This window comes from Lentzea atacamensis (assembly GCF_003269295.1).
Classification (GTDB): domain Bacteria; phylum Actinomycetota; class Actinomycetes; order Mycobacteriales; family Pseudonocardiaceae; genus Lentzea; species Lentzea atacamensis.
Genome location: NZ_QLTT01000013.1, coordinates 231,138 through 253,916, shown reverse-complemented (window position 1 = coordinate 253,916; position 22,779 = coordinate 231,138). Strand labels below are relative to the sequence as shown.

Sequence of the window (22,779 nt, the reverse complement as noted above, 5' to 3'; positions counted from 1 at the left end):
GCCGTGACCGCCTAGGCTGACCGTTCGTGAGCCCGAATCCCCAGCCTGCGGTGGAAGTGTCGGGGCTGGTCAAGAGGTACGGCTCGAAGACCGCCGTCGACGGCCTCGACCTCGTCCAGCAGCCCGGCACCGTGCTGGCCCTGCTCGGACCCAACGGCGCGGGCAAGACGACGACCGTCGAGATCTGCGAGGGCTTCCGCGCGGCCGACGACGGCACCGTGCGCGTGCTCGGACTCGCGCCCGGCTCCGAGGAGCTCCGCCCGCGCATCGGCGTGATGCCGCAGGGCGGTGGCGGTTATCCCGGCATCCGTGCCGAGGAGATGCTGAACCTCGTCGCGGCGTGCGCGGCGAACCCGCTCGATCCGAAGTGGCTGATCGAGGTCCTCGGTCTCGGCGGCGCGGTGCGCACCCCCTACAAACGGTTGTCCGGCGGCCAGCAGCAGCGGCTGTCACTGGCGTGCGCGCTGATCGGCCGTCCCGAGCTCGTGTTCCTGGACGAGCCGACCGCGGGCATGGACCCGCAGGCACGCCGGCTGGTGTGGGATCTCGTGGGCGCGTTGAAGGACGACGGTGTGTCCGTGCTGCTGACGACGCACCTCATGGACGAGGCGGAAGCGCTCGCCGACCAGGTCGTGATCATCGACGAGGGCCGCGTCGTGGCGCAGGGCTCGCCGTCCGAGCTGACCGCGCACCGCGCGGACGACCAGCAGCTGCGGTTCCGCGCCCGGCCGGGGCTCGACACGTCGTTGCTGTCCGCCGCGCTGCCAGAAGGGCTGAAGGTGCGCGAGGCGACGCGGGGCGCGTACGTCGTGGAGGGACTGATCGACCCGCAGGTCGTGTCGACCGTCACGTCCTGGTGCGCACAGCAGGGTGTGCTGGCCGAGGAGCTGACCGTGGCCAAGCGCAGCCTCGAAGACGTTTTCCTGGACCTGACCGGCAGGGAGCTGCGTTCGTGACCACCTTCGCTCCCGGCACGTTCAAGCCCGCGCCCGGCCGCGGGTCGCTTCCGAAGATGCTCTTCGTGCACGCCCGCACCGAGGCGATGCTGACGTTGCGCAACGGCGAGCAGATCCTGCTGACGGTCATCATCCCGCTGGCGCTGCTGATCGCGCTCTCGCTGATGTCGGTGATCCCGATGCCGGAGCCGCGCGTGGGGTCCGCCACCGCGCGGATCTTCGCGCTGGCGATCATCTCCTCCGCGTTCACCGGGCAGGCCATCGCGCTCGGGTTCGACCGGCGTTACGGCGTGCTGAAGCGGCTGGCGGCCTCGGCACTCCCCCGCTGGCTGCTGGTGGCCGGACGGGTCTGCGGAGCGCTGGTCGTGGTCGCGCTCCAGATCGTGTTGCTGGCGGTCACGGCGTTGATCCTCGGCTGGAGGTTCCCGCTCTCGGGCCTGCCGTGGATGGTGCTGCTGATCATCCTCGGCACGCTGACGTTCGGTGCGCTGGGCGTGCTGCTCGGCGGGGCTCTGCGCGCGGAGATCGTGCTGGCGCTGGCGAACATCATCTGGTTCGTGCTGCTGATGGTCGGTGGCGTGGCGTTGTCGGTGCCTGTCGGCTTCGTGCACCTGCTGCCGTCGGCCGCTCTCGCGCAGGCGCTGGAAACTTCTGTGGTGCACGGCACGGCACCGGGTGTGGGCCCGGTCGCAGTGCTCGTGGCCTGGGGCGTTGTCGCGGGGGCACTGGCCACCCGGACGACTCGTCTCACGTAGCGAGACCTACTATCAACGGCGTGTCGAAGCTGACCGCCCTTCTCGTTTCCTGGCAGCGCGCGCTCGCGATTGCCGTCGTCATCGCACAGGCTGGAATCGCGGTGACCGGGTCGATCGTCCGCGTGACCGGCTCCGGGCTCGGCTGCCCGACGTGGCCGGAGTGCGTCGAGGGCAGCGTCGTGCCGGTCGAGCATCCCGAGGTCGCGGCCCTGCACCAGTGGGTCGAGTTCGGCAACCGCACGCTGACCGGTGTCGTCGGCGTCATCGCGGGTCTGTGCGTGCTGGCGGCGTGGTTCAACCTGCCGCGGCGCAAGCGGGTGGTGGTGCTCTCGCTCGTCCAGCTCGTCGGTGTGGCCGTGCAGGCGGTCGTCGGCGGCATCACGGTGCTGACCGGCCTGGCCTGGTACACCGTGTCGATCCACTTCATGATCTCGATGGCCCTGGTGTGGCTCGCCGTGCTGCTCGTCAGCTCGCTGTCCGAGGGCGACGGCGCCGCCCGGTTGCTCGTCCCCGCACCGTTGATGAAGCTCCAGGTCGTCATGGCCGCCGTGCTGGGTGCACTGCTGCTCGCCGGCACCTGGGTGACAGCCGCCGGGCCGCACGCCGGCGACGCCTCGACGCCGCGACTGGGCATCGAGGTCGAGACCCTCGCACAGATCCACGCGGACCTGCTGTTCCTGTTCCTGGGCCTGCTGATCGCGGTCGGGTTCTTCACGCGCACCCGCACGTACTGGACCCTCGTCGGCGTCGTGCTCGCCCAGGGCGTGCTCGGCATGGTCCAGTACTGGACCGGCGTGCCCGAGGTGCTCGTCTCGATCCACGTGCTGGGTGCCGGCGCGGTTGTCGTCGCCACGGCAGCGCTGTGGACGTCGTCGCGCGAACGCACGCACGAGGTCGAGCTGCCAGCCGGCGATCAGGCGCTCAGCAAGGCCTGAGCTTCCCGCTGGTCGTTGTGCCCCGCCCAGTTCGCCGGGGTCGAGTCGAAGTTCGCGTCCTTGATGGACCTGTCGGCGCCCGCGTCGAGCAGGATCCGGATGATCGGCAGGTGGCCGCGTTCGGCCGCGAGGTGCAGCGCCGTGACGCCCTCGCCGTGCATCGGGCCGCCGAAACCCGTGCGCTGGTTGGGATTCGCGCCCAGGTCGAGCAACGTGCGGGTGGCGTTCTCCAGCCCGCACCACGCCGCCCACGCGAGCGCCGTGCCGCGGTAGACGTCCACGTCGATCCTGGCGCCGCGCTTGAGCAGGTCGCCGAACACCTCGGTGCGGTCGTTGCGGGCGGCCCACGCCAGCGCCTCGTCGAGGACCTCCTGCGGGTCGTCGGTCGGCCACCAGCGCGGGAAACCGCTGTGCGGCCGGTAATAGCCGCGCTTGGCCTCGGGGGTGGTGGCGAGGTCGAGGTTGCCGAGGCCGGCCGCGGTGCGCAGGTTCGGCGGGTGAACTCCGTGCTGTGCCAGCAGTTCCGCGGTTTCCCGGTTGCCCCAGAACAATGCGAGCGTGAGCGGGGTGCCGCCCTCGCCGCGGGCTTCGAGATCCGTGCGGGCACCCCGGTCGAGCAGAAGCTGCGCCAACTGCGGGAGGTTCGCGTACGCCGCCTGGTGCAACGCCGTCCAGCCGTGGACGTTCTGGTGGTTGATGTCGGCACCGTCGTCGAGCAGCACCCTGACGAGACGCTCGTCGCACTTCGCGGCGGACAGCCCGAGCAGGTCGTTCCCGTTGGTACCGCTGGCTTTCACGAGCCACGGGTCGCGCGTGATGATCGCCTTCAGCTCTTCCGGGTGCTGCAGCTCGATGGCCTGGTAGGCGCGGGCGAACGGACGCGGCTTGCGGATGTGGGCCTTGAAGGCCTTCCAGTCCGCACACCCGTGCGCCTGGGCGAGGACCGTGTGCGCGCCCTCGTCCGTCAGCGGCACGTCGTCGAAGACCTCCAGCGCGCCGGGCACGCCGTCCCACGCGGAGGCGAGCAACCCTCTGGCCCGCTCCTCGTAGTACTCGATGTCGTCACGAAACGGGTGCCACATGCACCCAAGCTACTTGGGAGAAGCGGGCTTGCGCTCCCACAAAGCCGGAAGTTCCTCTGACAGCCAACCGTAGAGATGGTCGACGGTCCGCAGCCGCATCGCGCGCTCCGGATCACCGCTGAGCAACCGCATGCCGTCGTCGGTCAGCGTCTGGACGCTGGCGATCGCCTTCAGCTTGCGCTGCACGAACTCCGACCAGGCCTTCTCGTTGATCCGGTACTCGGCAGCCTGCCTGCCGCGCCGGGTCCGCTTGGTCACCAGGCCGACGTTGACGAGGTACTTCAGGTTCGTGCTGATGGATCCGCTGCTGGCCTCCAGCTCCTGCGAGAGCTCGGCGGCGGTGCGCTCGACGGGCTGGCACACCAGCAGGTAGCCCAGGATGCGGCCGCCGATCAGCGGAATGCCCTCCTCGGCGAAGTGGGCCGCGAACCGCTCGATCCAGGCGGACAGCCGGGTTTCCCTGCCCACGCTCATGACGGAGCCTTTCCTTCGGTCAACACTGAAGTCATCGTAGCGATCTTGTCAATATTTGCGCAACCTGAAGGTTGCAGGTAATGGGTCGACGTGCAACCATCGGTTGCACATTCCTGCCGACGAAGGACGGCCCGATGGACACGACCGCACTCCGCAGCGCCTACTCGAAGTTCTTCGAAGAGGCAGAGGAACCCGGCCTCGGTGAAGCAGCCGACGGCGGGTGGAACGCCGACCAGGTGCTGGCCCACGTCCTCAGCGTCGACGCCGCGACCGCCGCCGTGGCGCTGGGCGTCGTGTCCGGTGCACGGCCCGTCTTCGACAACCGGATCTGCCTCGACAGCTGGAACCTCGACCGGATCATCGCCGAGCACGACGGCAGGAGCGGGCTGATCGCTCGCGTCCGCGGCCAGGCGGCGTTTCTCTGCGACATCGCCGACCAGCTCACCGAAGAGGCTGCCGCGGTTCTCGTGCCGGCGTTCCTGATGTCCGGCGACGAGCTCCTGCTGGACCAGCCGGTCTCACTCGCCGGCCTCGTCAACGGGCTCGCCGGGAACCACGTGCCCGTGCACACCCGGCAGCTCACCTGCCTGCGCTGACGGCAGGTCTGCTCAACCGTTCGACGGGCTGACGGAGGACCGCTCCGCCACCGCGCTGGACGGCCAGTCGGCGCCGGACTCCCACAGCCGCTCGGCCTCGTCGCCGAAACGCTGGTACCAGGGAGCGTCGTTCTTCGAGAACACCATGATCGGAGCCGCTTCGCCCTCCGGGTGGAACTCGTAGTGCTGCACGCACACGACACCGTTCGGCCCGTGCGCGTCCAGGCAGTTGAAGCCCGCGGACGGGATGCTGGACAGCACCCGGATCTCCAGCCGGCCGCCGTGCCGCTCCCGCAGCGCGGTGAGGTCGTCCAAGGTCGCCCGGATCCTGGTGCGCAGGTGCTCGACGCCCTGGGAGTGCGGCCGGTGCCGGTCCGCGACCACCATCAGGGACTCGTCGCCGGGATCGAGCACCAGCACACGCACCCGTCCGCCGGTCTTCAGGATCGCGGGCAGGTCGGTGCGCATGCCCTGCACGGTCCTGGTCATGGTGAGCCCGACCAGCAGGATGTCGTAGGCCCTCGCCCTGCGGTCGATCAGGTCAGCCGGGAACTCGGCGCGCAACGCGACGGCGCCGGTCCTGGTCCGGGTGATCTGCTGGGTCAGCTTCCTCGACTTGATCTGCGAGATCGCCAGGATCGCCAGCAGGGCCAGCACGGCCGACGCCAGCTTCTCCAGGCCGACGAGCCCCGTGATGCCCAGGACCGTGAAGACGAAGCCGGCCACCACGAGCAGGTAGAGGTCGAGGTTGTCGTCGGTGACGAAGGCCCGCACCGCTCGCCTGACACGACCTGGTTCGCCGCTCAACCAATCCTCCGCGAGAGCGCTTGGAGCTGCTCCAAGCTCAGCAGACCGGCGCGAGCGGCGTGGTCTCGTCAGGGCCGGGCCGGCGCCGCCACCGGTCCAGCTTGGCGTGCTCGGTCAGCGTGATCAGCGTTTCCCGCACCGACAGGCGCACCCGCGGATCGCAGTTCACGACAGGAACCTCGGGAGCGATGCCCATCCCGCGGATGATCGCCTTCACGTCCGACCGCACCGACGCGTGCACGTTGTTCAGCGCCAGCACGTACGGGATCTTGTGGTCCTCGAAGTACCGCATGGCGTCGACGGAGTCCGCTGGGCGCATCACGTCGAACAGCACCACGGCACCGACGGCGCCGCGCACCACGTCGTTCCAGCCCGCCCGCGGGTCCTGCCACTGCGGGGCCACGAAGAGGTGCAGCGCGAGGCCCGGATCGAGCCACACGCGGCCGAACTGTATGCGCACCAGCTCGGTGACCAGACCCGCGCGCTCCGGTGGGAGCGCGGTCATGGTCAGCAGATCGTTTTCCACGATCGACCTGATGAAGGTGCTCTTGCCGACGCCGAAGCCACCCGCGACGACGATCTTGGCCGAAGTCAGCTCCCGTCCAGGCGGCCCAGGGGGCCCGAAGTCGGGAAATCTAGAGCCGACGTAGTCCACTCAGCACTCTCTCCATCAACCCGAGGTCCGGCGTGACACCGCCTGCGGAAGCGGTCTGGTGCACGTCCACCAGACCTCGTTCCGCCATGTCGCCGAGCAGCACCTTGACGACTCCCAGCGGGAGGCGCATCAGTGCGGCCACCTCCGCGACGGATCGCGGTGAGCGGCACAACTCGACGACGTGTTGGTGCTCAGCCTGCAAGATACCTGCAGACTGCCGACTCTGATCATTGGCGGAGACAAGTGTCTCGATCTCGAGGTTGATGTTCGACCGTGTGCGCCCTCCGGTCCAGGCATATGCACGCACGATCGAGGCGTCGGAAAGCTCCGGGACCGGGGTCTCGAAGACAGGTGTTTCTTGTTGCTCTGCAACGGGAGTCGCTTCCCGCGCGGGCACCGGGGACTCAGAGCGCGTTCGCTTGCGACCCGAGTCCAGGGAGAACCCGTTCATCAGGTCGGCGAACGTCTGCTCGGCGGGGGACTCCCCCCGCCTGCGTCGACGATGCGCGTCAGCGGCCGAACTCATCATCACCTCACGCTGTGCAGCTGCGCTCGCAGTTCGGGAGTGAGGATCTGGCCCACCTGGTCGACGACCACGGTCATCTCGTAGGCCACTTGGCCGACGTCGCTGTCGGGCGCGGCGAGAACCACCAAACAAGACCCGTCTCGAATGGACATGAGGAGCATGATCCCGTAGTCCATCTCGATCACGGTGCGCAACACTCCGCCGCCCTCGAAACAACGCGAGGCGCTCATCGTCAGTGATGCGACGCCCGCGGCGATCGCGGCCAGCTGCTCCGCGCGGTCCGGCGGCAGACCGGTCGACTTGGTGAGCAGCAGGCCGTCCACCGAGATCACGATCGCGTGGGCGACCCCCGGTACGCGATCGGTGAAGTTCGTGATCAGCCAGCCGAACTGGTCCACCTGGCGTGACTGAGGCGTGCTCATGCCTTTTCCCCGTTCCCCTGGCCTTTTCCGTTCCCGTTGCTGCCCAGCGGCATCTGGCGGATACCCGTCTGGTAGCTGGCGAGAAAGCCTCGTGCCCGCTCCGGATCGCGCTTGGCCGGCGCCGCCGGCGGGCGGGCACCGTTCTCGGGACGTTCCGCGAGGTCGGGGAGCAGATTCTTACGCGGCGCCCGTTTCGGCAACCCGGCATCTGTCTCACCGGCGTCCGTCGCGGGGTCGCCCGGCTGTTCCCAGACCGTTCCCGCGGACTTCTTGCCGAACCAGGAAGCCGCTACGGAGGGTGACGGCCCAGGTCGGGAAGCTGGCGACGAACGATCACCGTTGACCGGTTCGTCCGAGACGCCGCTTCCGGCGAACCAGGAAGAAGTCGTCTCAACATGGGTGGGTCGCGTCTCGTTTGGCGACCCGTTCGAAGTTCCGTTCGGCGTGTGGCGGGCTTGCCGCTGGGGCAGCGCCTCGTCGATCGCGGCGCCGCGGAACGACGTCCACTCGGCCGACTCGCGCGGCTGTTCGATGGCGGGAGCGACCGCGGCCGGCGGCGGAGCCAGGTTCGGGGTCTTCACGACCACGTGCGGCTGCTTCGCCGGCACCTGCTTCGGCTGCGGCAGCGCGGCGTGCCGCGGCTGGGCGGGCGCGGCGGGCGCCTCGTGCGAACGGACGAGCTCCGCGGGCACGAGGACGAACGCGCGCAGGCCTTCCCTGCCCTCACCAGACGCGCGCAAGCGGACGGTGATGCCGTGGCGCGCCGCGAGACGACCGACCACGAACAGACCCATCTGGCGTGACACCGGCACATCGTCTTCTGCACCGGAGGAAAGCCGTTCGTTCGCCTCGGTCAGCTCGGCCGTGCCCATGCCGATGCCCTGGTCGGCGACCTCGACGAGCACGGCGCCCTGCTGGTCGATCCGCGAGCCGATCATGACCTGGGTGGTGGGCGCGGAGAACGCGGTGGCGTTGTCCAGCAGCTCGGCGACGAGGCGCACGAGGTCGCTGGCCGCGTAGCCGACGATCTCCACCGTCGGCGTCGACTTCACCACGACTCGCTGGTAGTGCTCGATCTCCGACGCGGCGGCGCGCAGCACATCCGCCAGCGGGACCGGCTGGTGGAACCGGCGCGCGACGTCGGTGCCGGACAGCACCATCAGGTTCTCGTTGTTGCGGCGCATGCGCGTCGCGAGGTGGTCGAGCTTGAAGAGGTTGGCGAGCTGCTCCGGGTTCTCCTCGTGGCGCTCCAGCTCCTCCATGAGCTTGAGCTGGCGTTCGACGAGACCCTGCGAGCGGCGCGACAGGTTGACGAAGATGTTCTTCATGCCCGACCGCAGCGACGACTGCTCGACGGCGGACCGGATCGCCTGCTCGTGCACGGCGTCGAACGCGCGCGCCAGCTGGCCGAACTCCTCGGTGGTGTGCACGGGCACCGGTTCGATCTCGGTGTCCGGCTTGCGGTCGGCGCGGATCGCGGCGACGACCTCCGGCAGGTGGTGGTGCGCCACGTCGAGCGCGGAGTGCCGCAGCTCGGACAGCGAGCGCAGCAGGTAGCGGCCGATGACGAAGCCGAGCGCGCCGGCGATGATCAGCATCGCGAGCAGGATGACCGCGGCGGCGCCCGCCTTGTTGGACGTGTCGTCCTGCAGCGCCTCTGCCGTGCTCGCGAGCTCGTCCTGCAGTGTGCGGGTGACCTTTTCCATCAGGCGCGTGGTCGTGCCGGACGCGTTGTTCCACTCGTCCACCGCGATGCCGAACGACGGCGGCGGCTTCGGCTGACCGGGCCGCGTCGTGGGCGCCGGCACGCCGTCGGGCTGGGTGAGCGCGCGTTCGACCAGCACCGTGCGGTTCGCGACGACGGCACCGGTGACGGTCTGCTCGTACTCGCGACGCTGCTGGGCGGTGGCGATGGCCTGGAAGTCGTTGAGGCGGTCCTGCAACCGGATGTCGGACTGCTCCAGCGTGCGGATCTCGGCGCCGAGGAGCTTGGTCCGCCCGATTCCGGCCAGGACGATCGCGTGCTGCTGGGAGACCTGCTCCTGGGCGATGACCATGTTGTGCAGCGCCATCGCCGTGCCGGAGATGGCCTGGTCGCTGAACTGGCTGATGAGCGCCTGCTCGAAGTCCAGGAGCGACTTCACGACGGCGCTGTAGCCGGCGGTGCCGCCGGTCGGGTCGCCGCCGTCGCCGCCCTGGACGACCTTCTCGCGCACGCTCTTCAACGTGTCGAGCTGGCCGCCCATCTCCGTGAAGCGGTTGCGGGCGACGTCGCTCAGCCCTTCGGCGCGCTCGACGCGGCGGCGCACGGTCGCGGCGGCGTTGTCGGTGGCGCTGATCTGGTTCTGGTAGGCGCCGACGCCGGAGCCGCTGGTCGCGCTCTGGGCGGCGAGCGTGCGTTCCTGCTGGACGCTGGAGATCAATGGCGCGAGATCTGCCCGTAGCCGGACCAGGCCCTGCATCTGCACGTAGTTGTTGGACCGGTCGACGTAACCCGAGATCTGCAGCGCGCCCGCGCCGATCGCCACGGCGACCGGCACCAGCAGCACGACGCCGAGCTTGACGGGCAGGCGCCAGTTGCGCCAGTCGCTGATCTTTCTCCACTCGACATTCACGAAATGATCCCCAAGGCGCGCTCGAAGTGCCCCACTATCGGCTACCTCCTGGCCTGGTGAATCCCCGCGAGTCGAGACACCCGCAGCTCGATATCCAGATCAGCCGTATCGGGTGTGAGCGGATAGTAGGCCAGAGAGCGTGACGCGACAACGACCTCGGGCGTGTACGACTGATCACCCAACGTGACAGCCCACCTCATGGGGTGGTCCTGCGGAGTCGGGGGATTGACTCACCGCCACGCGTGGTTACGCTTGCGCCCTCCACCCCCGGTCCGGCCGCAGCCGCCTCGATGGCGCGCGCCGGGTACTCCCCGTAACGAATGCGAGCGGTTGATGACGAAGGCGCTGCCCTCCGTGTCACGCCCGGCCTCCCCCGGATTCGCGACCTTTGACGACCGTCATCACTCATTGCTCATAGATGGTGACGGTGAGCCTGATTTCGGTGCCATCCAAACGAGTGAGGATTTTCTCGCGCTGAAGCGCCGGGTGAGGCGATTCATTCTTCCCGCGACGGTGCTGTTCCTCACTTGGTACGTAACGTTCGTATTGCTTTCCGCTTACGCCGCGGACTTCATGAGCACGCCGCTCTTCGGAACGGTGAACGTCGGCCTGACGATGGGATTCCTCCAGTTCGTCACGACCATCATCATCACGATGGCGTACGCCCGGTACTCCAAGAAGAGGCTCGACCCGCAGGTAGAAAAGGTGCGCGCGCTCGCGGAGACCGATGAGGAGCTCGTGTGACCGGGACGAACACCGCGATCAACCTGTCCGTTTTCGGCATCTTCGTCCTGCTGACGCTGTACATCGTCTATCGCGCGTCGACGCGGAACGTCAGCGCCTCGGACTACTACGCCGCGGGCAGCAGCTTCACCGGCACGCAGAACGGCATCGCACTCTCGGGTGACTTCCTCTCCGCCGCGTCGTTCCTGGGCATCTCCGGTGCCATCGCGGTGAACGGCTACGACGGCTTCCTCTACTCGATCGGCTGGGTCGTGGCCTGGCTGATCGGCCTGATGCTCATCGCGGAACGGCTGCGCAACACCGGCCGCTACACGATGGGCGACGTCATGGCGTTCCGCATGCGCCAGCGCCCGGTCCGCGCCGCCGCGGCCAACGCGACGCTGGTCATCTCGCTCTTCTACATGATCGCGCAGATGGCGGGTGCCGGCGGTCTGATGGCGCTGCTGCTGGACGTGCACAGCTCCGTGGGCCAGGCCATCATCATCGCCGTCGTCGGCATCGTCATGGTGCTGTACGTGCTGGTCGGCGGCATGAAGGGCACCACCTGGGTGCAGATCATCAAGGCCGTGCTGCTCATCCTCACCGTCACGCTGCTGACGATCTTCCTGATCGGCAAGTTCGGCTTCGACATGTCCGCGATGCTCGACCGCGCGACGCAGAAGTCGCCGCTGGGCGAGGCGGTGCTCTCGCCGGGTGTGAAGTACGGCGCGAGCGACCTGTCCAAGATCGACTTCCTGTCGCTGGCACTGGCCCTGGTGCTGGGCACCGCGTCGCTCCCCCACGTGCTGATGCGCTTCTACACCGTGCCGAACGCGCGCGAGGCACGTAAGTCGGTCGTGTGGGCCACGTGGATGATGGCCATCTTCTACTCGTGCACGCTGGTCATCGGCTTCGGCGCCATGGCGCTGGTCGGCACCGACAAGATCACCGGCGCTCCCGGCGGCGAGAACTCCGCCGCGCCGCTGCTCGCGTTCCAGGTCGGCGGCACGGTGCTGCTCGGCATCGTCTGCGCGGTGGCGTTCGCCACGATCCTCGCCGTCGTCGCCGGTCTGACGCTGACGGCGTCCGCCTCCTTCGCGCACGACGTCTACGCGAACGTCATCAAGCACGGTGAGGCGGACCCGCGCGACGAGGTCCGGGTCGCCCGCATCACCGCGGTGTGCGTCGGTGTGCTCGCGATTGTCGGCGGTATCGCGGCCAACGGGCAGAACGTTGCCTTCCTGGTCGCTCTCGCCTTCGCATTGGCCGCGTCCGCGAACCTGCCGACGCTGCTTTACTCCCTGTTCTGGAAGCGTTTCAACACGCGCGGCACTTTGTGGAGCATCTACGGCGGTCTTACGTCGTGCGTGCTGCTCATCGCGTTCTCACCCGCCATCTCCGGGTCGAAGTCGTCGGTGTTCCCGGACGCCGACTTCGCGTTCTTCCCGCTGTCCAACCCCGGCATCGTGTCGATCCCGCTGTCGTTCCTCGCCGGGTTCCTGGGCACGATCCTCAGCAAGGAACCCGCGGACCCCGCCAAGCAGTCGGAGATGGAGGTCCGCGGGCTCACCGGCATCGGCTCAGACCTGCGCTAGCGCTGTGACCGCGCTAGAAGTTCCGCGACCGCTTTGTTGAACACCTCGGGGCGTTCCAGGTTCGGCATGTGGGCGGCACCGTCGACCACGACCAGTGCCGAACCCGGGACGCGCTCGTGCATGTACTCCGCGTCCGGCACCGGCGTGAACTCGTCGTCACTGCCGACCACCACGAGGGTCGGCACGGTGATCGTGGCGAGCAACTCGGTGTAGTCGGGCCGTTCCGCGCGGCCTCGCAGCGCCGCCGCGGCACCTTCCGCCGGAGCGTTGTGCATCATTCGGGACACGTGTTCGGAGACGGGGCCGGCGTTGTGCCGCGCCACCATCTTCCACAGCACCTCGTCCGCGTAGCCGGACATGCCCTCGCGCAGCAGGCGGTCGGCCATGTCGTTGCGGTTGCGGCGACCCTGCGGGGTCTCTCCCTGGGCGAACGTGTCGGCCAGGATCAGCCCTCTCGTGCGCTCGCCGTACAGCCGCTGGAACTCCAGGACGATCTGGCCGCCCATCGACAGGCCGCCGAGCACGAACCTCTCGACGCCGAGGTGATCGAGCAGCCCGGCGACGTCCCCGGCGAACTCCGACAGCGGCGTGACGCCGGGAACGACGGTCGACTCGCCGTAGCCGCGCAGGTCCGCGGCGATCACGCGCCAGCCGGCCGCGCTGAAGTGCTCGGCCTGCGGCCGCCACATCGAGCGGTCGAACGGGTGGCCGTGCACCAGGACGAGCACGTCGTCGCCGGAGCCTTCGTCGTCGTAGCCGATGGTGATGCCGTTGACGACAGCTTTCATGATTCCCCCCGGAACTCTTCTTTATCGGGACATCGCCTGCCTGACCGCCGCGCTGAACCGGCCGGCGGCTTCCTCGCCGGTGAGCTTGAAGCCGAGCGAGGGCTCGGTGAGTTCCAGCTCCAGCAGCAGCGGTTCGCCGTTCCCTCCCTCGACCACGTCCACACGGGCGTAGAGGAAGTCCTGACGCCGCAACGAAAGCAGCTCGGCGGCAACGTCAAGGACCTGGTTCGCGAGCTCGGTCTGCCGCGCGGTCGGTTCGATGCCGCGCAGCCGCTCCTCCACGTACAGGCCGGACTCCGACTCGGCCAGGCCACGCCCGAGCATCGGTCCTTTGTGGAACGAGTGGGAGTACTCACCGGCGAAGAACACCAGCGCGGTCTCGCCGTGTGCGTCCACACTGGACTGATAAGGCTGCACCAGCGCTTTGACGCCAAGGGCTTCGAAGTGCGCGCGGGCTGCGGCATGGTCGGTGAACCGCCCGGCACCGCGCGAACCCGCGCCGACGGCGGGCTTCACCACGAACTCGCCGTCCGGGAAGTGCGGCTCCTCCCCCGGCTCCACGACGGTGGTGGGCACGACGGCGACACCACGCTCCTCGAGGTCGACCAGGTAGGACTTGTCGGTGTTCCAGCGGACCACCGGAAGCGGGTTCGCCAGCACGGGCACGCTTTCGCACCACGCCAGGAACTCGCCGAGGCGCTCGGGGTAGTCCCAGGTGGTGCGCAGCACCACGAGGTCGGCGTCGACGGCGTCGCCCCAGGGCTGCCACTCGACGTCCACACCGTCCCGCCGCAGGACCTCGACCAGGTTGTCCTCGTCGCCGTCACCCTTGGGCAGCGCGGCGCAGGAGGCGAACACGACCCTCACGACTGCATCTTGGCCATCTTGCGGCGGTGCTCGAAGCCGATCTTCGTGGCGGCGGTGGTCTCGCGGTCCCATTCGGCCTGCTCGACGTTGTCGACGGCGTCGACGGCCTTGGTGGCGGACTCGACGTCCTTGGCCATCACGTCGCCCATGGCGCCGTCAGCTCCGACCAGCACGATGCGCGCGCCGGCCCGGCCGATCGGCTCCACGACGGCCCTGACCGCCGCGCCCGGCTTGCCGTGGGCCTTCACGAACTCCGCGATGCGCTTCTGAGTGGTTTGATCAGACACCCCCACACTGTAAAACCAGCTAGTAGGTTCGGTCGGGTGACCACCGACACGCTGACGTCCTTCCTCACGTGGTACTTCGATCATCATCCAGCCCACGCCGCGCAGGTCGGCTCGCTTCCCCACTACTCGACGTTCGGGGACTTCTCCGCTTCCGCGTTCGAGCAGCGGGCGAGGGAGAAGGGCGCGTGGCTCGCACGGCTGGAGCCGTTGCCGAAGTCGGTGGACCGCGATCTCGCGCTGTCGGTGCTGCGCGGCGCGCTGGCCGTGGAGGCGTGGCCGTCGTGGCGGCGTGATCCGCACGAGTACTCGGGGATGGTCTTCTTCGGACTGCTCTCGCCGTTCCTGCACCGGCTGCTGCCGGAGGCCGAGCTCGTCGCCTGCGCGGTCGCGAAGCTGCGCGAGGTGCCCTCGGTCTTCGCGGCAGCCGAGGCGAACCTCGACGCGTCACTGGCGTCGCCGCTGGTCGTGCGACGGGCGATGGAGCAGGTGAGGACCGGGCGTTCGTTCCTGCTGGACGCGCTGCCGCTGGAGGTGTCCTCACCGGCGCTGCGCGCCCAGCTGGTGGAGGCCGCCGTGCCCGCCGCGGAGGCGTTCGACCGGTACGCGGCGTTCCTGCAGGACCTCGCCGTGCGGGCGAGCGGTGACTGGAGGATGGGCGAGAAGCTCTACTCGGCCGTGTTGCAGGACAAGGAGTTGCTCGGCTACGGCGCGCCGGAGCTGCACCAGCGCGGCCAGGACGCCTACGCCTCGCTGGAGGCGGAGCTGATCGAGCTGGCCGGCTCCCCCGACTGGCGCTCGGTGATGAGCTCGCTGCAGGACGACCACCCGCCGACGCTGGAGGCGATGCGCGCCGAGTACGAGGCGGAGACCCGGCGGGCACGTGCGGCGCTGGTCGAGCACTCGCTGGTGACGCTGCCCGACGGCGAGGAGTGCAGCGTGGTGCCGTCGCTGCCGTTCCAGCGGCCGATCATGTCGGTCGCGAGCTACCTCGGCCCGCCGCCGCTGACGTCCCTGCGCACGGGCTACTTCTTCGTGCCGTTCACGCCGGACAACGCCACGGACGAGCAGATCACGCACCGGCTGCGCACCAACGCGCGCTCGCAGCTGCCGACGATCTCGGTGCACGAGGCCTACCCCGGCCACCACTGGCACTCGGCCTGGGTGGCGGCGCAGGGTTCCGCGCACCCGCTGCGGAAGGTGTTCCGGACGTCGTACTTCTCCGAGGGCTGGGCGCTGTACGCGGAGAAGCTGCTGCGGTCGGTCGGCTACTACACGACCCGCGGCGCTTTGATGGGGCACGTCGAGGCGCGGTTGTTCCGCGCGGCGCGGATGATCGTCGACACGGCGCTGCACTGCGGTGACATGACGCCCGACGAAGCCGAGTCGTTCATGGTGTCGCGCACGGCGCTGACACCGGGCACGGCGGTCGGCGAGGTGAAGCGGTACTGCGCGTGGCCGACGCAGGCACCCTCCTATCTGACCGGCGCGTTGGAGATCGACCTGATCCGCGACGAGTACCTGGCCGCGGGGCTGGGATCGTTGCGCGACTTCCACGACCGGATCGCGGGGTCAGGCGCTCTGCCGCTCGGGCTCGCGCGCCGCGTGGCGCTGGGCGAGGAGTGACGGCAGCGGGATCAGGGCCGCGACGACGTAGGCGAACGCCGCGATCGTCGCGGTAGTGGTGTCGCCGATCTTCGCGGCGACCAGCGGCGCGGTGACGGCGCCGAGGGGGATCGCCAGGTAGGAGCCGAACTCGTCGTAGGCGGCGACGCGGGACAGCATGTGGTTGGGAACGTTGCGCTGCAACGACGTCTCCCAGGCGATCACCCACGTGCCCATGCCCATGCCTTCGACGAACGCGATGACGACGAGCGTCGGTGTGTTCGCCTGAAGTCCCAGCGCGAGCAGCGGGGCGGCCGCGACGAGAGTGACGAGCGTGGCGATCCACAGCGGCACGGTGCGCGTCCGGTACAGGATCAGGGTGATGAGGGCGAGGCCCGCGCCCGACGCGCTGAGCACCACGCCCCACTCGAACTCGCCGATGGTCCGCTTCGCGATCGCCAGGCCGAGCACCGTCCACACGCCGGTGTAGATGGCGTTGGTGAGGCAGAAGGAGAGCACCATCGTCCACACCCACGTGGTGGTGCGGAACGTGTCCCAGCCCTCCTTGAGGTCCTGGGTGAGGCTGCTCTTGGCCGGTTTGCCGGGCAGCCTCAGCTTCGCGTACAGCACGGCCGCGGTCAGGAAGGTGACGGCGTCGAACGCCAGCGCCCAGCCCGCGCCGATGGTGGCCGCGGCGAGGCCCGCCGCCGCGGGGCCGATCAGACCCGTGCCGTAGCGGGCGGCGCTGAGCAGCGAGTTCGCCTTCTGCAGGCGGCCGGGTTCGACCAGTTCCGGGAGCACGCCGCGCGCCGCAGGTGAGGTGAAGGCGCCGAACGCGCCCTGCGTCGCCTGGAGCGCCACGAGGAGACCGAGGTGGTAGTTGCCGGTCAGAAGTGCTGTGGCAGCCACGGCCTGCGCCACACCGGACCCGACGTGGCTGACGGTGAGGACGGCCGACCGGCTGAACCTGTCCGCTGTGGAGCCACCGATCAGCACCAGTCCCAGATGGGGAACGAGCCGCGCGGCCAGCACCAGGCCGGAGTCGAGCACCGTGCCGTGGTCGAGGACCGCGAACGGCAGCGCGACCACCGCCATGGCGCCGCCGAGAAGTGAGATGACCCGCGCCGAGCAGAACAAGCCGAACGCCCCCATGCTGAACGACCGTAGTGGTTCCCACCTGGCGGGAACGGGAACATCGGGGCCGTGACCCGGGTTGAGCGGGTTGAGTCGATCAAGGAGGACAGATGCCCAAGGCAGTGGTGGTGCGTTCGGCGGGTGGCCCGGAGGTGCTCGAGTACTCGGACGTGCCGGCGCCGGTGCCCGGTGACGGCGAGCTGCTGGTGCGGGTCGGCGCGGCCGGGGTCAACTACATCGACACCTACCAGCGCAGCGGCCAGTACTCGGTGCCGTTGCCCACCGCTTTGGGGCTCGAGGGCGCGGGCGAGGTCGTCGCGTCGAACTCCGCTGACTTCGCCGTCGGTGACCGGGTGGCGTGGATGTCCGTACTGGGCAGCTACGCGTCCGAGGTCGTGGTGCCGGCTTCGGCCGCGGTCCGGGTTCCCGACGGGCTGGACGTCGAGCTGGCCGCGGCCGCTCTGCTGCAGGGCATCACCGCGCACTACCTGACGCACTCGACGCATGTCGTGAAGGACGGCGACCGGGTGCTCGTGCACGCGGCGGCCGGTGGCGTCGGGCTGCTGCTGACGCAGTGGGCGAAGGCTCGTGGTGCGTTCGTGGTCGCGACCGTGTCGACCGACGAGAAGGAGGCGCTGGCCAGGGAGGCCGGTGCCGACCAGGTGCTGCGGTACGGGGACTTCGCGTCGCAGATCGAGAAGGTCGACGTGGTGTACGACGGGGTCGGGCGCGACACGTTCGACCAGTCGCTGGCCTCGTTGAAGCCGCGCGGGTTGCTGGCGTTGTTCGGGGCGTCGTCCGGGCCGGTGCCGCCGGTGGATCCGCAGCGGTTGAACGCGGCGGGGTCGGTGTACCTGACGCGGCCGTCGACCGGGGCGTACCTGCTGGACCGCGCCGAGTTCGAGTGGCGGGCCGCCGACCTGTTCGGGGCGATCGTGGACGGAACGCTCAACATCCGGATCGGTGGCCGGTACGAGCTGGAGGAGGCGGCGCAGGCGCACACCGACCTGCAGTCGCGCCGGACCACCGGAAAGTTGCTGCTGCTGCCGTGATCCGGCGCGGCCCCCGACCGGGTTGCCCGGCCGGGGGCCGGCACGTCATGCCGCCGGGGTGACCTTCACGCCGTCGATCACGAAGACGAGGGTCTCGTTGGGCTTGATGCCCTGACCGCCCTTGCCGTAGCCCTTGGCCGGCGGGACGATCAGCAACCGCCGCCCCTTCTCCTTGAGCCCGATGATGCCTTCGTTCCAGCCGTCGATGACGGGCGCCTGGCCCACGTTCTCGACGTCGAACGGCTGCCCGCGGTCGAACGAGCTGTCCAGCACCTTCTTGTCGGAGAAGGTCGTGAGCTGGTAGTTGACCGAGGCCGTCGTACCCGCCTTCACCTCGGCGCCGGTGCCCTGCACCAGGTCCTTGATGATGAGCTCGTCGGTGGGCTTGCAGGCGGGGATCTCGACCTTGGGCGCCGCGCCGAAGTCGCCGGTGACCTTGAAGTCGTCGGCCTTGCACGGGGTGGACGGCGCGGCGGACGAAGTGCCGGACGAGGGCTGGGCGGAGCTGCCGCAGCCCGCGAGGCCGGTGGCCGCTGCGAGCGCCAGGGACGCGATGAGCAGGACGTTGCGCATGGTCGGTGAGAGTATTCGGGGGCGTGTGAGCGGGGTGTAGCAGGTCGGTCGCGGGGGGCTGCGGGCCTGCCATGGCGGTCGGGCCGAGGCTCCGCCCACTGGAGCAATGAGGGTGGCGGACGAGCGGGCTAGAACACGCGGCGTGGGTGCGTTCGGGCGTGTGGGTCACCCTCATCCGACTCGCCCAAGGCGGGTCGCGACGGGGCGTCACCGAAGTGCACGAGTACGGGCCGGCGACTGGGCTCAAGGGCGGTTATTCCGGTTGTAAATGTCGCACGAATAGCAGCTTCCTTATCTTTTGACCGACGCGTACAGTGACTCCGCGCACTTGATCGGACACTGAGCGCATTCGTCCGTTCGGGTAGCGGCCGACGAGGTGATCCCGGGAGGTGGACACGTGTCCGCGGAGGCCGGAGGCATCCGCAGCAACCTGATCCAGGAGTTGTTTTGGACTCGGACCGGGTTGCTCCTCCTCATACTCGTCGTGACGTCGGGTGCGTCGCTGGCCATTTCCAGTCAAATGGATTCCGGGGCGGCGAGAAACCTGCTGACCGCGGTGGGGACGGGCACGCTCATATCGGCTGTCGTGAGCTTCACGCAGACGTTGGTCACGTCCAAAGCGGCGCAGAAGGCCTTGCTCGCGCCGGTGGTCGAGGAGAGTCGCAAGGCGCTCAGGGAGCTCACTCAGGAGTATCGGGCGCTGGACCGGGAGTTCTTCCCCAGTCACGTGTTCGAGCCGACGGCGCGACCCGATCCGGTGTTCAACCAGCTCATGATGCAGGACCTGGAGCGGACGCGGCTGTACTGCTTCCGCGGGTTCGCCGGGCGGTACGCGGCGGGCCGGGTGTTGCTCTCCCAGACGGAATGCGAGCTCAGGGCCGTGCTGGCGGACCCGCGCGACGACAACGCCATCAGCGGGCGGGCGCGGTACCTGCTGCGCAACGAAGGAGCCGACGGCGACTACGACGAGATTCAGGCGAAGCTCAAGGAACAGATCGGCATCGGGCTCGTCGGGCTGTACGCGGCGCGCAGCCGGTGCAGCAGAATCGACGTCACGATCGTTTCGGATCCGCCGCTCGATCGGCTCGAGTTGTTCGACGACTCCGCCTGGCTGACGCTGTACAGCAACACCGCCGGAGTGCTGAGGCCATATCCCAGGACACTCAGGTTCACCGAGAGCTCGTTCCTGTACGCGATGGAACGCGCCGAGTTCCTGCGCATCAGCAATTCCAAGGCCGGATACCACTTCGTCATCACGCCGGGCACCACGAGAACGGACTTCCTGGCGTTGTTCGAGAAGATCACCGGCGACACACTCACAGACGACGGATACCGCGAACTCGAAGAGAAGTTCCACGCATTCCGCCGCGAATTCTCCACATCCGCTCAGTTGAGGAGCTGATCGATCTTGCTAGCCGAGTTCACCGGGTTGTCCGCGCTCGAGGAGCTCGCCGCTCGCGTGCAACGCGCCGAATTCCCCGTGGTGGACCACTGGACCGAAGTCGGCGTGTGGTTCCGCGAGTGGGCGAGCCGGCCGAACCTGCGCAAGGAGCTCCGTTCGTACATCGACGGGCTCACACCGCAGCAGGCGACCTGGGTGATTGCGCATTCCCGCGAGACGACGACGCACTTCGCGTGGTGCCTCCGCGACGAGACGGACGAACCGTTCACGTTCTGGCTGCACGAGTACAAGCCGCTGTCGGACTGGCGGACCGGGTACGCGGACTCCGTCCACAACCACCGGTACCACTTCTGCACCACCATCCTGAGCGGCGCGTACCTGCACGAACGTTTTGACGCGCGACTCGGCGTCGGCGGCCGCACGGTCGTCGGCACGGAGCTCACGAACCGCACCCAGTGCACCGAAGGCACCACTGGCACGTTGCTCGCGCACGAGTTCCACCGCATCCCACGCGCGGCCGACGGCACCATGACGTTCCTGGTCAAGTCGCGTGCCGTCACGCCGTGGAGCCTCAGCTACGACCCGGACACCGGGACCAGCCACCGGCACGTACCGGTCGAGGACCGACTGGAGGATCTGACGAACCAGCTCTGAAGCCCTACGGAGGCACCCGTAACACGCCTACCATCAGCCCACCCGGTGGGAGGGCTGATGATGCGTACGCGCACAACGATTCCAAGGTCTGTCATCGCGGACGTGGAGCAGCGCGTGAGGCGGCTGTGCGAGGATCTTGCCGCGAAGCTGCAGTTCCACGGCTGGCACCACGTGAGCTTCGTCCGCGACAAGGCCGTGCACTTCGCCGAGCGCAACGGCGCCGCGAAGGACGTCGTCGAGGTCGCCGCACTCGTGCACGACCTCAACTACATGGTCCGCCGCAACTCGCTGCCGACGGACGGCGAGGCGCTGCGCAGGAAAACGCTGTTCGTCGCGGGTGTCTGCGTCGGCGACATCGAGTGGATCGAACGCGTCGTCCTCGAAGCCGAGATGCGCACCCGCCACCGCGACATCTCGCTGGAGGCCCAGGCGCTCTCGGACGCGGACACGCTGTTCAAGGCCCTGCCGGTGACGCCGGTGGTCCTCGCGCACAAGTACCTGCAGGAGAACGGCATCACGCTGCGGGAGCTCGCGTACAAGATCGTGGGCGAGCAGGTGTCCAAGGCCGACGACGGCTACTACTTCTACGACGCGGAGGCCGCCGCGACCTACTCGAAGTGGGCCGAGACGAACCTCCTGCTGTGGCAGCACATCGTGGAGTCCCTCGACGACCCGTGCGTCGAGGAACTGCTCACCAAAGTGGCTTCCTGAGCACGCGTCACCGTGCCAGCTGGTCACGGCGGCGCACGAGGTACGCGACCTCGGCGGCGTTGCCGGTCAGCTCAACGGCCCTGTCGTACGCCGCCCTGGCCTCGGAGCTGCGGCCCAGCCGGCGCAGGAGGTCGGCCCGCGCGGCGTGGTAGGCGTGGTAGTCCTCCAGCGGCAGACCGGCGAGCTCGGCCAGCGCGACCTCGGGACCGTCCAGCTCGGCGAGGGCGATCGCCCGGTTGAGCCGCACGATCGGCGACGGGTCGAGCCGGACCAGCTGGTCGTAGAGCGCGACCACCTGGGACCAGTCGGTGTCGCGGACGTCGAGGGCGTCGGTGTGGACCGCGTTGATCGCGGCGAGCACCTGGTAGCGCCCCGGCGCTCGCCCGGCGGCGAGACACCCGCGGACCAGCGCGTGGCCCTCGTCGACCAACGAGCGGTCCCAGGCACCGCGGTCCTGCTCGGCGAGAGCGACGAGCTCCCCGTTCGCCGACACCCGCGCGGGCCGGCGGGCCTGCGTCAGCAGCATCAGCGCCAGCAGACCGGCGACCTCACCATCGGAGGGCAGCAGCGCGCGGACCAGCCTGGTCAGCCGGATCGCCTCGGTGGTCAGGTCGTCGCGCACCGCGTCCTCGCCGGGCTCCGAGACCAGGTAACCCTCGTTGAAGATCAGGAACAGCACGGTGAGCACCCCGGCGAGCCGCACGGGAAGGTCCTCGTGCGACGGCACGCGGTACGGGATCCCCGCGGCCTTGATCTTCGCCTTCGCGCGGGTGATCCGCTGTGCCATGGCGGCCTCGGAGACCAGGAACGCGCGGGCGATCTCGGGCACGGTCAGCCCGCCGACCATCCGCAGCGTGAGCGCGATCCGCGTCTCCACGGCGAGAGCGGGGTGGCAGCAGGTGAAGAGCAGGCGGAGCCGGTCGTCCTCGACGGCACCGGCCGGCTCCGGCGGGCCGGACAGCATCAGGGCCTCCTTGTGCTTGTCCTCGCGCCTGGCCTCGCGCCGGAGCCGGTCGATCGCCTTGCGGTGGGCGGTGGTCGTGAGCCACGCGCCGGGGTTCGGCGGGACGCCGTCGACCGGCCAGCGTTCGACGGCGGTCGCGAACGCCTCCGCGGCCATCTCCTCGGCGATGTCGAGGTCGCCGCAGCGCCTCGCCAGAGTCGCGACCACCCGCGCCCACTCGTCGCGGTGGACCCCGGCGATCACCTCGGCGACGCCGGTCATGCGGACAGGACCGGCCGGACCTCGACCCTGCGGTTGCAGTGCAGGGAGGCCTGGGAGGCGAGCTTCAGCGCCACGTCGAGGTCGGCGGCCTCGATGATCCAGAAGCCGATGATGAACTCCTTCGACTCCAGGTAGGGGCCGTCGGTGTAGACCGGCTCGGAGTGCCTGCCGTCGACGACGGTGGACGTGTCGGGGCCCGCGAGACCACCCGCGAAGACCCAGTGGCCGTCGGCCTGGATCTGCTTGTTGAAGGCCCGGATCGCCGTCATCTCCTCGTCCGTGGCGAGCTCGGACGAGTCGTGCAGGACGTTGAAGAGGTACTGCGCCATCGGGATCATCTCCA

The 22,779-nt window shown here is 69.0% G+C and carries 25 protein-coding genes; 11 read left to right on the top strand and 14 right to left on the bottom strand.

The window, feature by feature from the left end:
* Window positions 1–26 precede the first annotated feature (26 nt).
* Genes C8D87_RS41310 through C8D87_RS41300 form a run of 3 tightly spaced genes read left to right on the top strand, consistent with a single transcriptional unit; the run spans window position 27 to window position 2,646 of the window.
* On the top strand, window positions 27–956 hold the full coding sequence (locus C8D87_RS41310) for an ABC transporter ATP-binding protein (protein WP_233439632.1): 930 nt from the start codon (window positions 27–29) through the stop codon (window positions 954–956).
* Window positions 953–1,711, top strand: a complete 759-nt coding sequence (locus C8D87_RS41305) for an ABC transporter permease (RefSeq protein WP_407656954.1) — start codon at window positions 953–955, stop codon at window positions 1,709–1,711. Before C8D87_RS41310 ends, C8D87_RS41305 begins: the two co-directional genes overlap by 4 nt.
* Window positions 1,712–1,731: 20 nt before the next feature.
* On the top strand, window positions 1,732–2,646 hold the full coding sequence (locus tag C8D87_RS41300) for a COX15/CtaA family protein (protein ID WP_233442530.1): 915 nt from the start codon (window positions 1,732–1,734) through the stop codon (window positions 2,644–2,646).
* On the opposite strand, the gene C8D87_RS41295 is transcribed toward C8D87_RS41300, so the two are convergent.
* Together C8D87_RS41295 and C8D87_RS41290 are read right to left on the bottom strand one after the other, a co-directional pair.
* Complete coding sequence (locus tag C8D87_RS41295) at window positions 2,625–3,728, bottom strand: ankyrin repeat domain-containing protein (RefSeq protein ID WP_112231685.1); 1,104 nt, start codon at window positions 3,726–3,728, stop codon at window positions 2,625–2,627. The two genes, C8D87_RS41300 and C8D87_RS41295, sit on opposite strands and share 22 nt — an antisense overlap.
* Before the next feature lie 9 nt (window positions 3,729–3,737).
* Window positions 3,738–4,202, bottom strand: a complete 465-nt coding sequence (locus C8D87_RS41290) for a GbsR/MarR family transcriptional regulator (protein WP_109637900.1) — start codon at window positions 4,200–4,202, stop codon at window positions 3,738–3,740.
* A 134-nt stretch (window positions 4,203–4,336) separates the two neighbouring features.
* On the opposite strand from C8D87_RS41290, the gene C8D87_RS41285 reads away from it, so the two are divergent.
* Complete coding sequence (locus tag C8D87_RS41285; protein WP_112231683.1) at window positions 4,337–4,798, top strand: hypothetical protein; 462 nt, start codon at window positions 4,337–4,339, stop codon at window positions 4,796–4,798.
* Between the two features lie 12 nt (window positions 4,799–4,810).
* Here C8D87_RS41285 and C8D87_RS41280 read toward each other — a convergent pair whose 3' ends face one another.
* The 5 genes from C8D87_RS41280 to C8D87_RS41260 form a co-directional block, all read right to left on the bottom strand.
* The gene (locus tag C8D87_RS41280) at window positions 4,811–5,605 is read right to left on the bottom strand and encodes a DUF5919 domain-containing protein (RefSeq protein WP_112231681.1); all 795 of its coding nucleotides are present in this window, start codon (window positions 5,603–5,605) and stop codon (window positions 4,811–4,813) included.
* Between the two features lie 37 nt (window positions 5,606–5,642).
* On the bottom strand, window positions 5,643–6,260 hold the full coding sequence (locus C8D87_RS41275) for a GTP-binding protein (protein ID WP_211337405.1): 618 nt from the start codon (window positions 6,258–6,260) through the stop codon (window positions 5,643–5,645).
* Window positions 6,241–6,711, bottom strand: a complete 471-nt coding sequence (locus tag C8D87_RS41270; protein WP_233439629.1) for a DUF742 domain-containing protein — start codon at window positions 6,709–6,711, stop codon at window positions 6,241–6,243. Before C8D87_RS41270 ends, C8D87_RS41275 begins: the two co-directional genes overlap by 20 nt.
* Before the next feature lie 77 nt (window positions 6,712–6,788).
* Entirely contained in the window at window positions 6,789–7,208 is a 420-nt protein-coding gene (locus tag C8D87_RS41265; protein WP_109637897.1) for a roadblock/LC7 domain-containing protein, read from the bottom strand.
* Window positions 7,205–9,823, bottom strand: a complete 2,619-nt coding sequence (locus tag C8D87_RS41260; RefSeq protein ID WP_112231679.1) for a sensor histidine kinase — start codon at window positions 9,821–9,823, stop codon at window positions 7,205–7,207. The genes C8D87_RS41265 and C8D87_RS41260 overlap by 4 nt, the downstream gene beginning before the upstream one ends.
* A gap of 333 nt (window positions 9,824–10,156) precedes the next feature.
* Here C8D87_RS41260 and C8D87_RS41255 point away from each other — a divergent pair, with 333 nt between their 5' ends.
* Both C8D87_RS41255 and C8D87_RS41250 read left to right on the top strand, forming a co-directional pair.
* Window positions 10,157–10,567 carry a DUF485 domain-containing protein gene (locus C8D87_RS41255; RefSeq protein ID WP_112231677.1) on the top strand — a complete coding sequence of 137 codons (411 nt, stop codon included), beginning with the start codon at window positions 10,157–10,159 and terminating at the stop codon, window positions 10,565–10,567.
* Complete coding sequence (locus tag C8D87_RS41250; protein ID WP_112231675.1) at window positions 10,564–12,141, top strand: solute symporter family protein; 1,578 nt, start codon at window positions 10,564–10,566, stop codon at window positions 12,139–12,141. Before C8D87_RS41255 ends, C8D87_RS41250 begins: the two co-directional genes overlap by 4 nt.
* On the opposite strand, the gene C8D87_RS41245 is transcribed toward C8D87_RS41250, so the two are convergent.
* Genes C8D87_RS41245 through C8D87_RS41235 form a run of 3 tightly spaced genes read right to left on the bottom strand, consistent with a single transcriptional unit; the run spans window position 12,138 to window position 14,083 of the window.
* Window positions 12,138–12,929, bottom strand: a complete 792-nt coding sequence (locus C8D87_RS41245; RefSeq protein ID WP_112231673.1) for an alpha/beta fold hydrolase — start codon at window positions 12,927–12,929, stop codon at window positions 12,138–12,140. The genes C8D87_RS41250 and C8D87_RS41245 overlap by 4 nt on opposite strands.
* A 21-nt stretch (window positions 12,930–12,950) precedes the next feature.
* The gene (locus C8D87_RS41240; protein ID WP_112231671.1) at window positions 12,951–13,796 is read right to left on the bottom strand and encodes an ATP-grasp domain-containing protein; all 846 of its coding nucleotides are present in this window, start codon (window positions 13,794–13,796) and stop codon (window positions 12,951–12,953) included.
* The gene (locus tag C8D87_RS41235; RefSeq protein WP_233442529.1) at window positions 13,793–14,083 is read right to left on the bottom strand and encodes a hypothetical protein; all 291 of its coding nucleotides are present in this window, start codon (window positions 14,081–14,083) and stop codon (window positions 13,793–13,795) included. Before C8D87_RS41235 ends, C8D87_RS41240 begins: the two co-directional genes overlap by 4 nt.
* 36 nt (window positions 14,084–14,119) lie before the next feature.
* On the opposite strand from C8D87_RS41235, the gene C8D87_RS41230 reads away from it, so the two are divergent.
* On the top strand, window positions 14,120–15,706 hold the full coding sequence (locus C8D87_RS41230; protein WP_215732632.1) for a DUF885 domain-containing protein: 1,587 nt from the start codon (window positions 14,120–14,122) through the stop codon (window positions 15,704–15,706).
* On the opposite strand, the gene C8D87_RS41225 is transcribed toward C8D87_RS41230, so the two are convergent.
* Complete coding sequence (locus C8D87_RS41225; protein WP_112231667.1) at window positions 15,653–16,837, bottom strand: MFS transporter; 1,185 nt, start codon at window positions 16,835–16,837, stop codon at window positions 15,653–15,655. The genes C8D87_RS41230 and C8D87_RS41225 overlap by 54 nt on opposite strands.
* Before the next feature lie 92 nt (window positions 16,838–16,929).
* Here C8D87_RS41225 and C8D87_RS41220 point away from each other — a divergent pair, with 92 nt between their 5' ends.
* Window positions 16,930–17,871: a quinone oxidoreductase family protein gene (locus C8D87_RS41220; RefSeq protein WP_112231665.1), complete on the top strand. Its 942-nt coding sequence runs from the start codon at window positions 16,930–16,932 to the stop codon at window positions 17,869–17,871.
* Between the two features lie 45 nt (window positions 17,872–17,916).
* On the opposite strand, the gene C8D87_RS41215 is transcribed toward C8D87_RS41220, so the two are convergent.
* On the bottom strand, window positions 17,917–18,444 hold the full coding sequence (locus C8D87_RS41215; RefSeq protein WP_109637888.1) for an FKBP-type peptidyl-prolyl cis-trans isomerase: 528 nt from the start codon (window positions 18,442–18,444) through the stop codon (window positions 17,917–17,919).
* A 520-nt stretch (window positions 18,445–18,964) separates the two neighbouring features.
* On the opposite strand from C8D87_RS41215, the gene C8D87_RS41210 reads away from it, so the two are divergent.
* From C8D87_RS41210 to C8D87_RS41200, 3 genes are read left to right on the top strand one after another with little or no spacing between them, the layout of a single operon-like run.
* Entirely contained in the window at window positions 18,965–19,846 is an 882-nt protein-coding gene (locus C8D87_RS41210; RefSeq protein WP_411711535.1) for a hypothetical protein, read from the top strand.
* A 6-nt stretch (window positions 19,847–19,852) separates the two neighbouring features.
* On the top strand, window positions 19,853–20,500 hold the full coding sequence (locus tag C8D87_RS41205; RefSeq protein WP_112231661.1) for a hypothetical protein: 648 nt from the start codon (window positions 19,853–19,855) through the stop codon (window positions 20,498–20,500).
* A gap of 60 nt (window positions 20,501–20,560) precedes the next feature.
* A complete protein-coding gene (locus tag C8D87_RS41200) occupies window positions 20,561–21,211 on the top strand; it encodes an HD domain-containing protein (RefSeq protein ID WP_109637994.1) in 651 nt (216 codons plus the stop codon).
* A 7-nt stretch (window positions 21,212–21,218) separates the two neighbouring features.
* Here the strand turns inward: C8D87_RS41200 and C8D87_RS41195 are convergent, their stop codons facing one another.
* Together C8D87_RS41195 and C8D87_RS41190 are read right to left on the bottom strand one after the other, a co-directional pair.
* On the bottom strand, window positions 21,219–22,436 hold the full coding sequence (locus C8D87_RS41195) for an RNA polymerase sigma factor (protein WP_112231659.1): 1,218 nt from the start codon (window positions 22,434–22,436) through the stop codon (window positions 21,219–21,221).
* Window positions 22,433–22,765 carry a YciI family protein gene (locus C8D87_RS41190; protein WP_112231657.1) on the bottom strand — a complete coding sequence of 111 codons (333 nt, stop codon included), beginning with the start codon at window positions 22,763–22,765 and terminating at the stop codon, window positions 22,433–22,435. The genes C8D87_RS41195 and C8D87_RS41190 overlap by 4 nt, the downstream gene beginning before the upstream one ends.
* Window positions 22,766–22,779 lie beyond the last annotated feature (14 nt).

Bases quoted from the DNA above. Each gene is read 5' to 3' on its own strand.
- C8D87_RS41255 (WP_112231677.1), top strand. From the start codon at position 10,157: ATGACGAAGGCGCTGCCCTCCGTGTCACGCCCGGCCTCCCCCGGATTC.
- C8D87_RS41245 (WP_112231673.1), bottom strand. From the start codon at position 12,929: ATGAAAGCTGTCGTCAACGGCATCACCATCGGCTACGACGACGAAGGC.
- C8D87_RS41270 (WP_233439629.1), bottom strand. From the start codon at position 6,711: ATGAACGGGTTCTCCCTGGACTCGGGTCGCAAGCGAACGCGCTCTGAG.
- C8D87_RS41195 (WP_112231659.1), bottom strand. From the start codon at position 22,436: ATGACCGGCGTCGCCGAGGTGATCGCCGGGGTCCACCGCGACGAGTGG.
- C8D87_RS41220 (WP_112231665.1), top strand. From the start codon at position 16,930: ATGCCCAAGGCAGTGGTGGTGCGTTCGGCGGGTGGCCCGGAGGTGCTC.
- C8D87_RS41265 (WP_109637897.1), bottom strand. From the start codon at position 7,208: ATGAGCACGCCTCAGTCACGCCAGGTGGACCAGTTCGGCTGGCTGATC.
- C8D87_RS41190 (WP_112231657.1), bottom strand. From the start codon at position 22,765: ATGGCGCAGTACCTCTTCAACGTCCTGCACGACTCGTCCGAGCTCGCC.
- C8D87_RS41290 (WP_109637900.1), bottom strand. From the start codon at position 4,202: ATGAGCGTGGGCAGGGAAACCCGGCTGTCCGCCTGGATCGAGCGGTTC.
- C8D87_RS41200 (WP_109637994.1), top strand. From the start codon at position 20,561: ATGCGTACGCGCACAACGATTCCAAGGTCTGTCATCGCGGACGTGGAG.
- C8D87_RS41285 (WP_112231683.1), top strand. From the start codon at position 4,337: ATGGACACGACCGCACTCCGCAGCGCCTACTCGAAGTTCTTCGAAGAG.
- C8D87_RS41210 (WP_411711535.1), top strand. From the start codon at position 18,965: ATGGATTCCGGGGCGGCGAGAAACCTGCTGACCGCGGTGGGGACGGGC.
- C8D87_RS41295 (WP_112231685.1), bottom strand. From the start codon at position 3,728: ATGTGGCACCCGTTTCGTGACGACATCGAGTACTACGAGGAGCGGGCC.
- C8D87_RS41215 (WP_109637888.1), bottom strand. From the start codon at position 18,444: ATGCGCAACGTCCTGCTCATCGCGTCCCTGGCGCTCGCAGCGGCCACC.
- C8D87_RS41225 (WP_112231667.1), bottom strand. From the start codon at position 16,837: ATGGGGGCGTTCGGCTTGTTCTGCTCGGCGCGGGTCATCTCACTTCTC.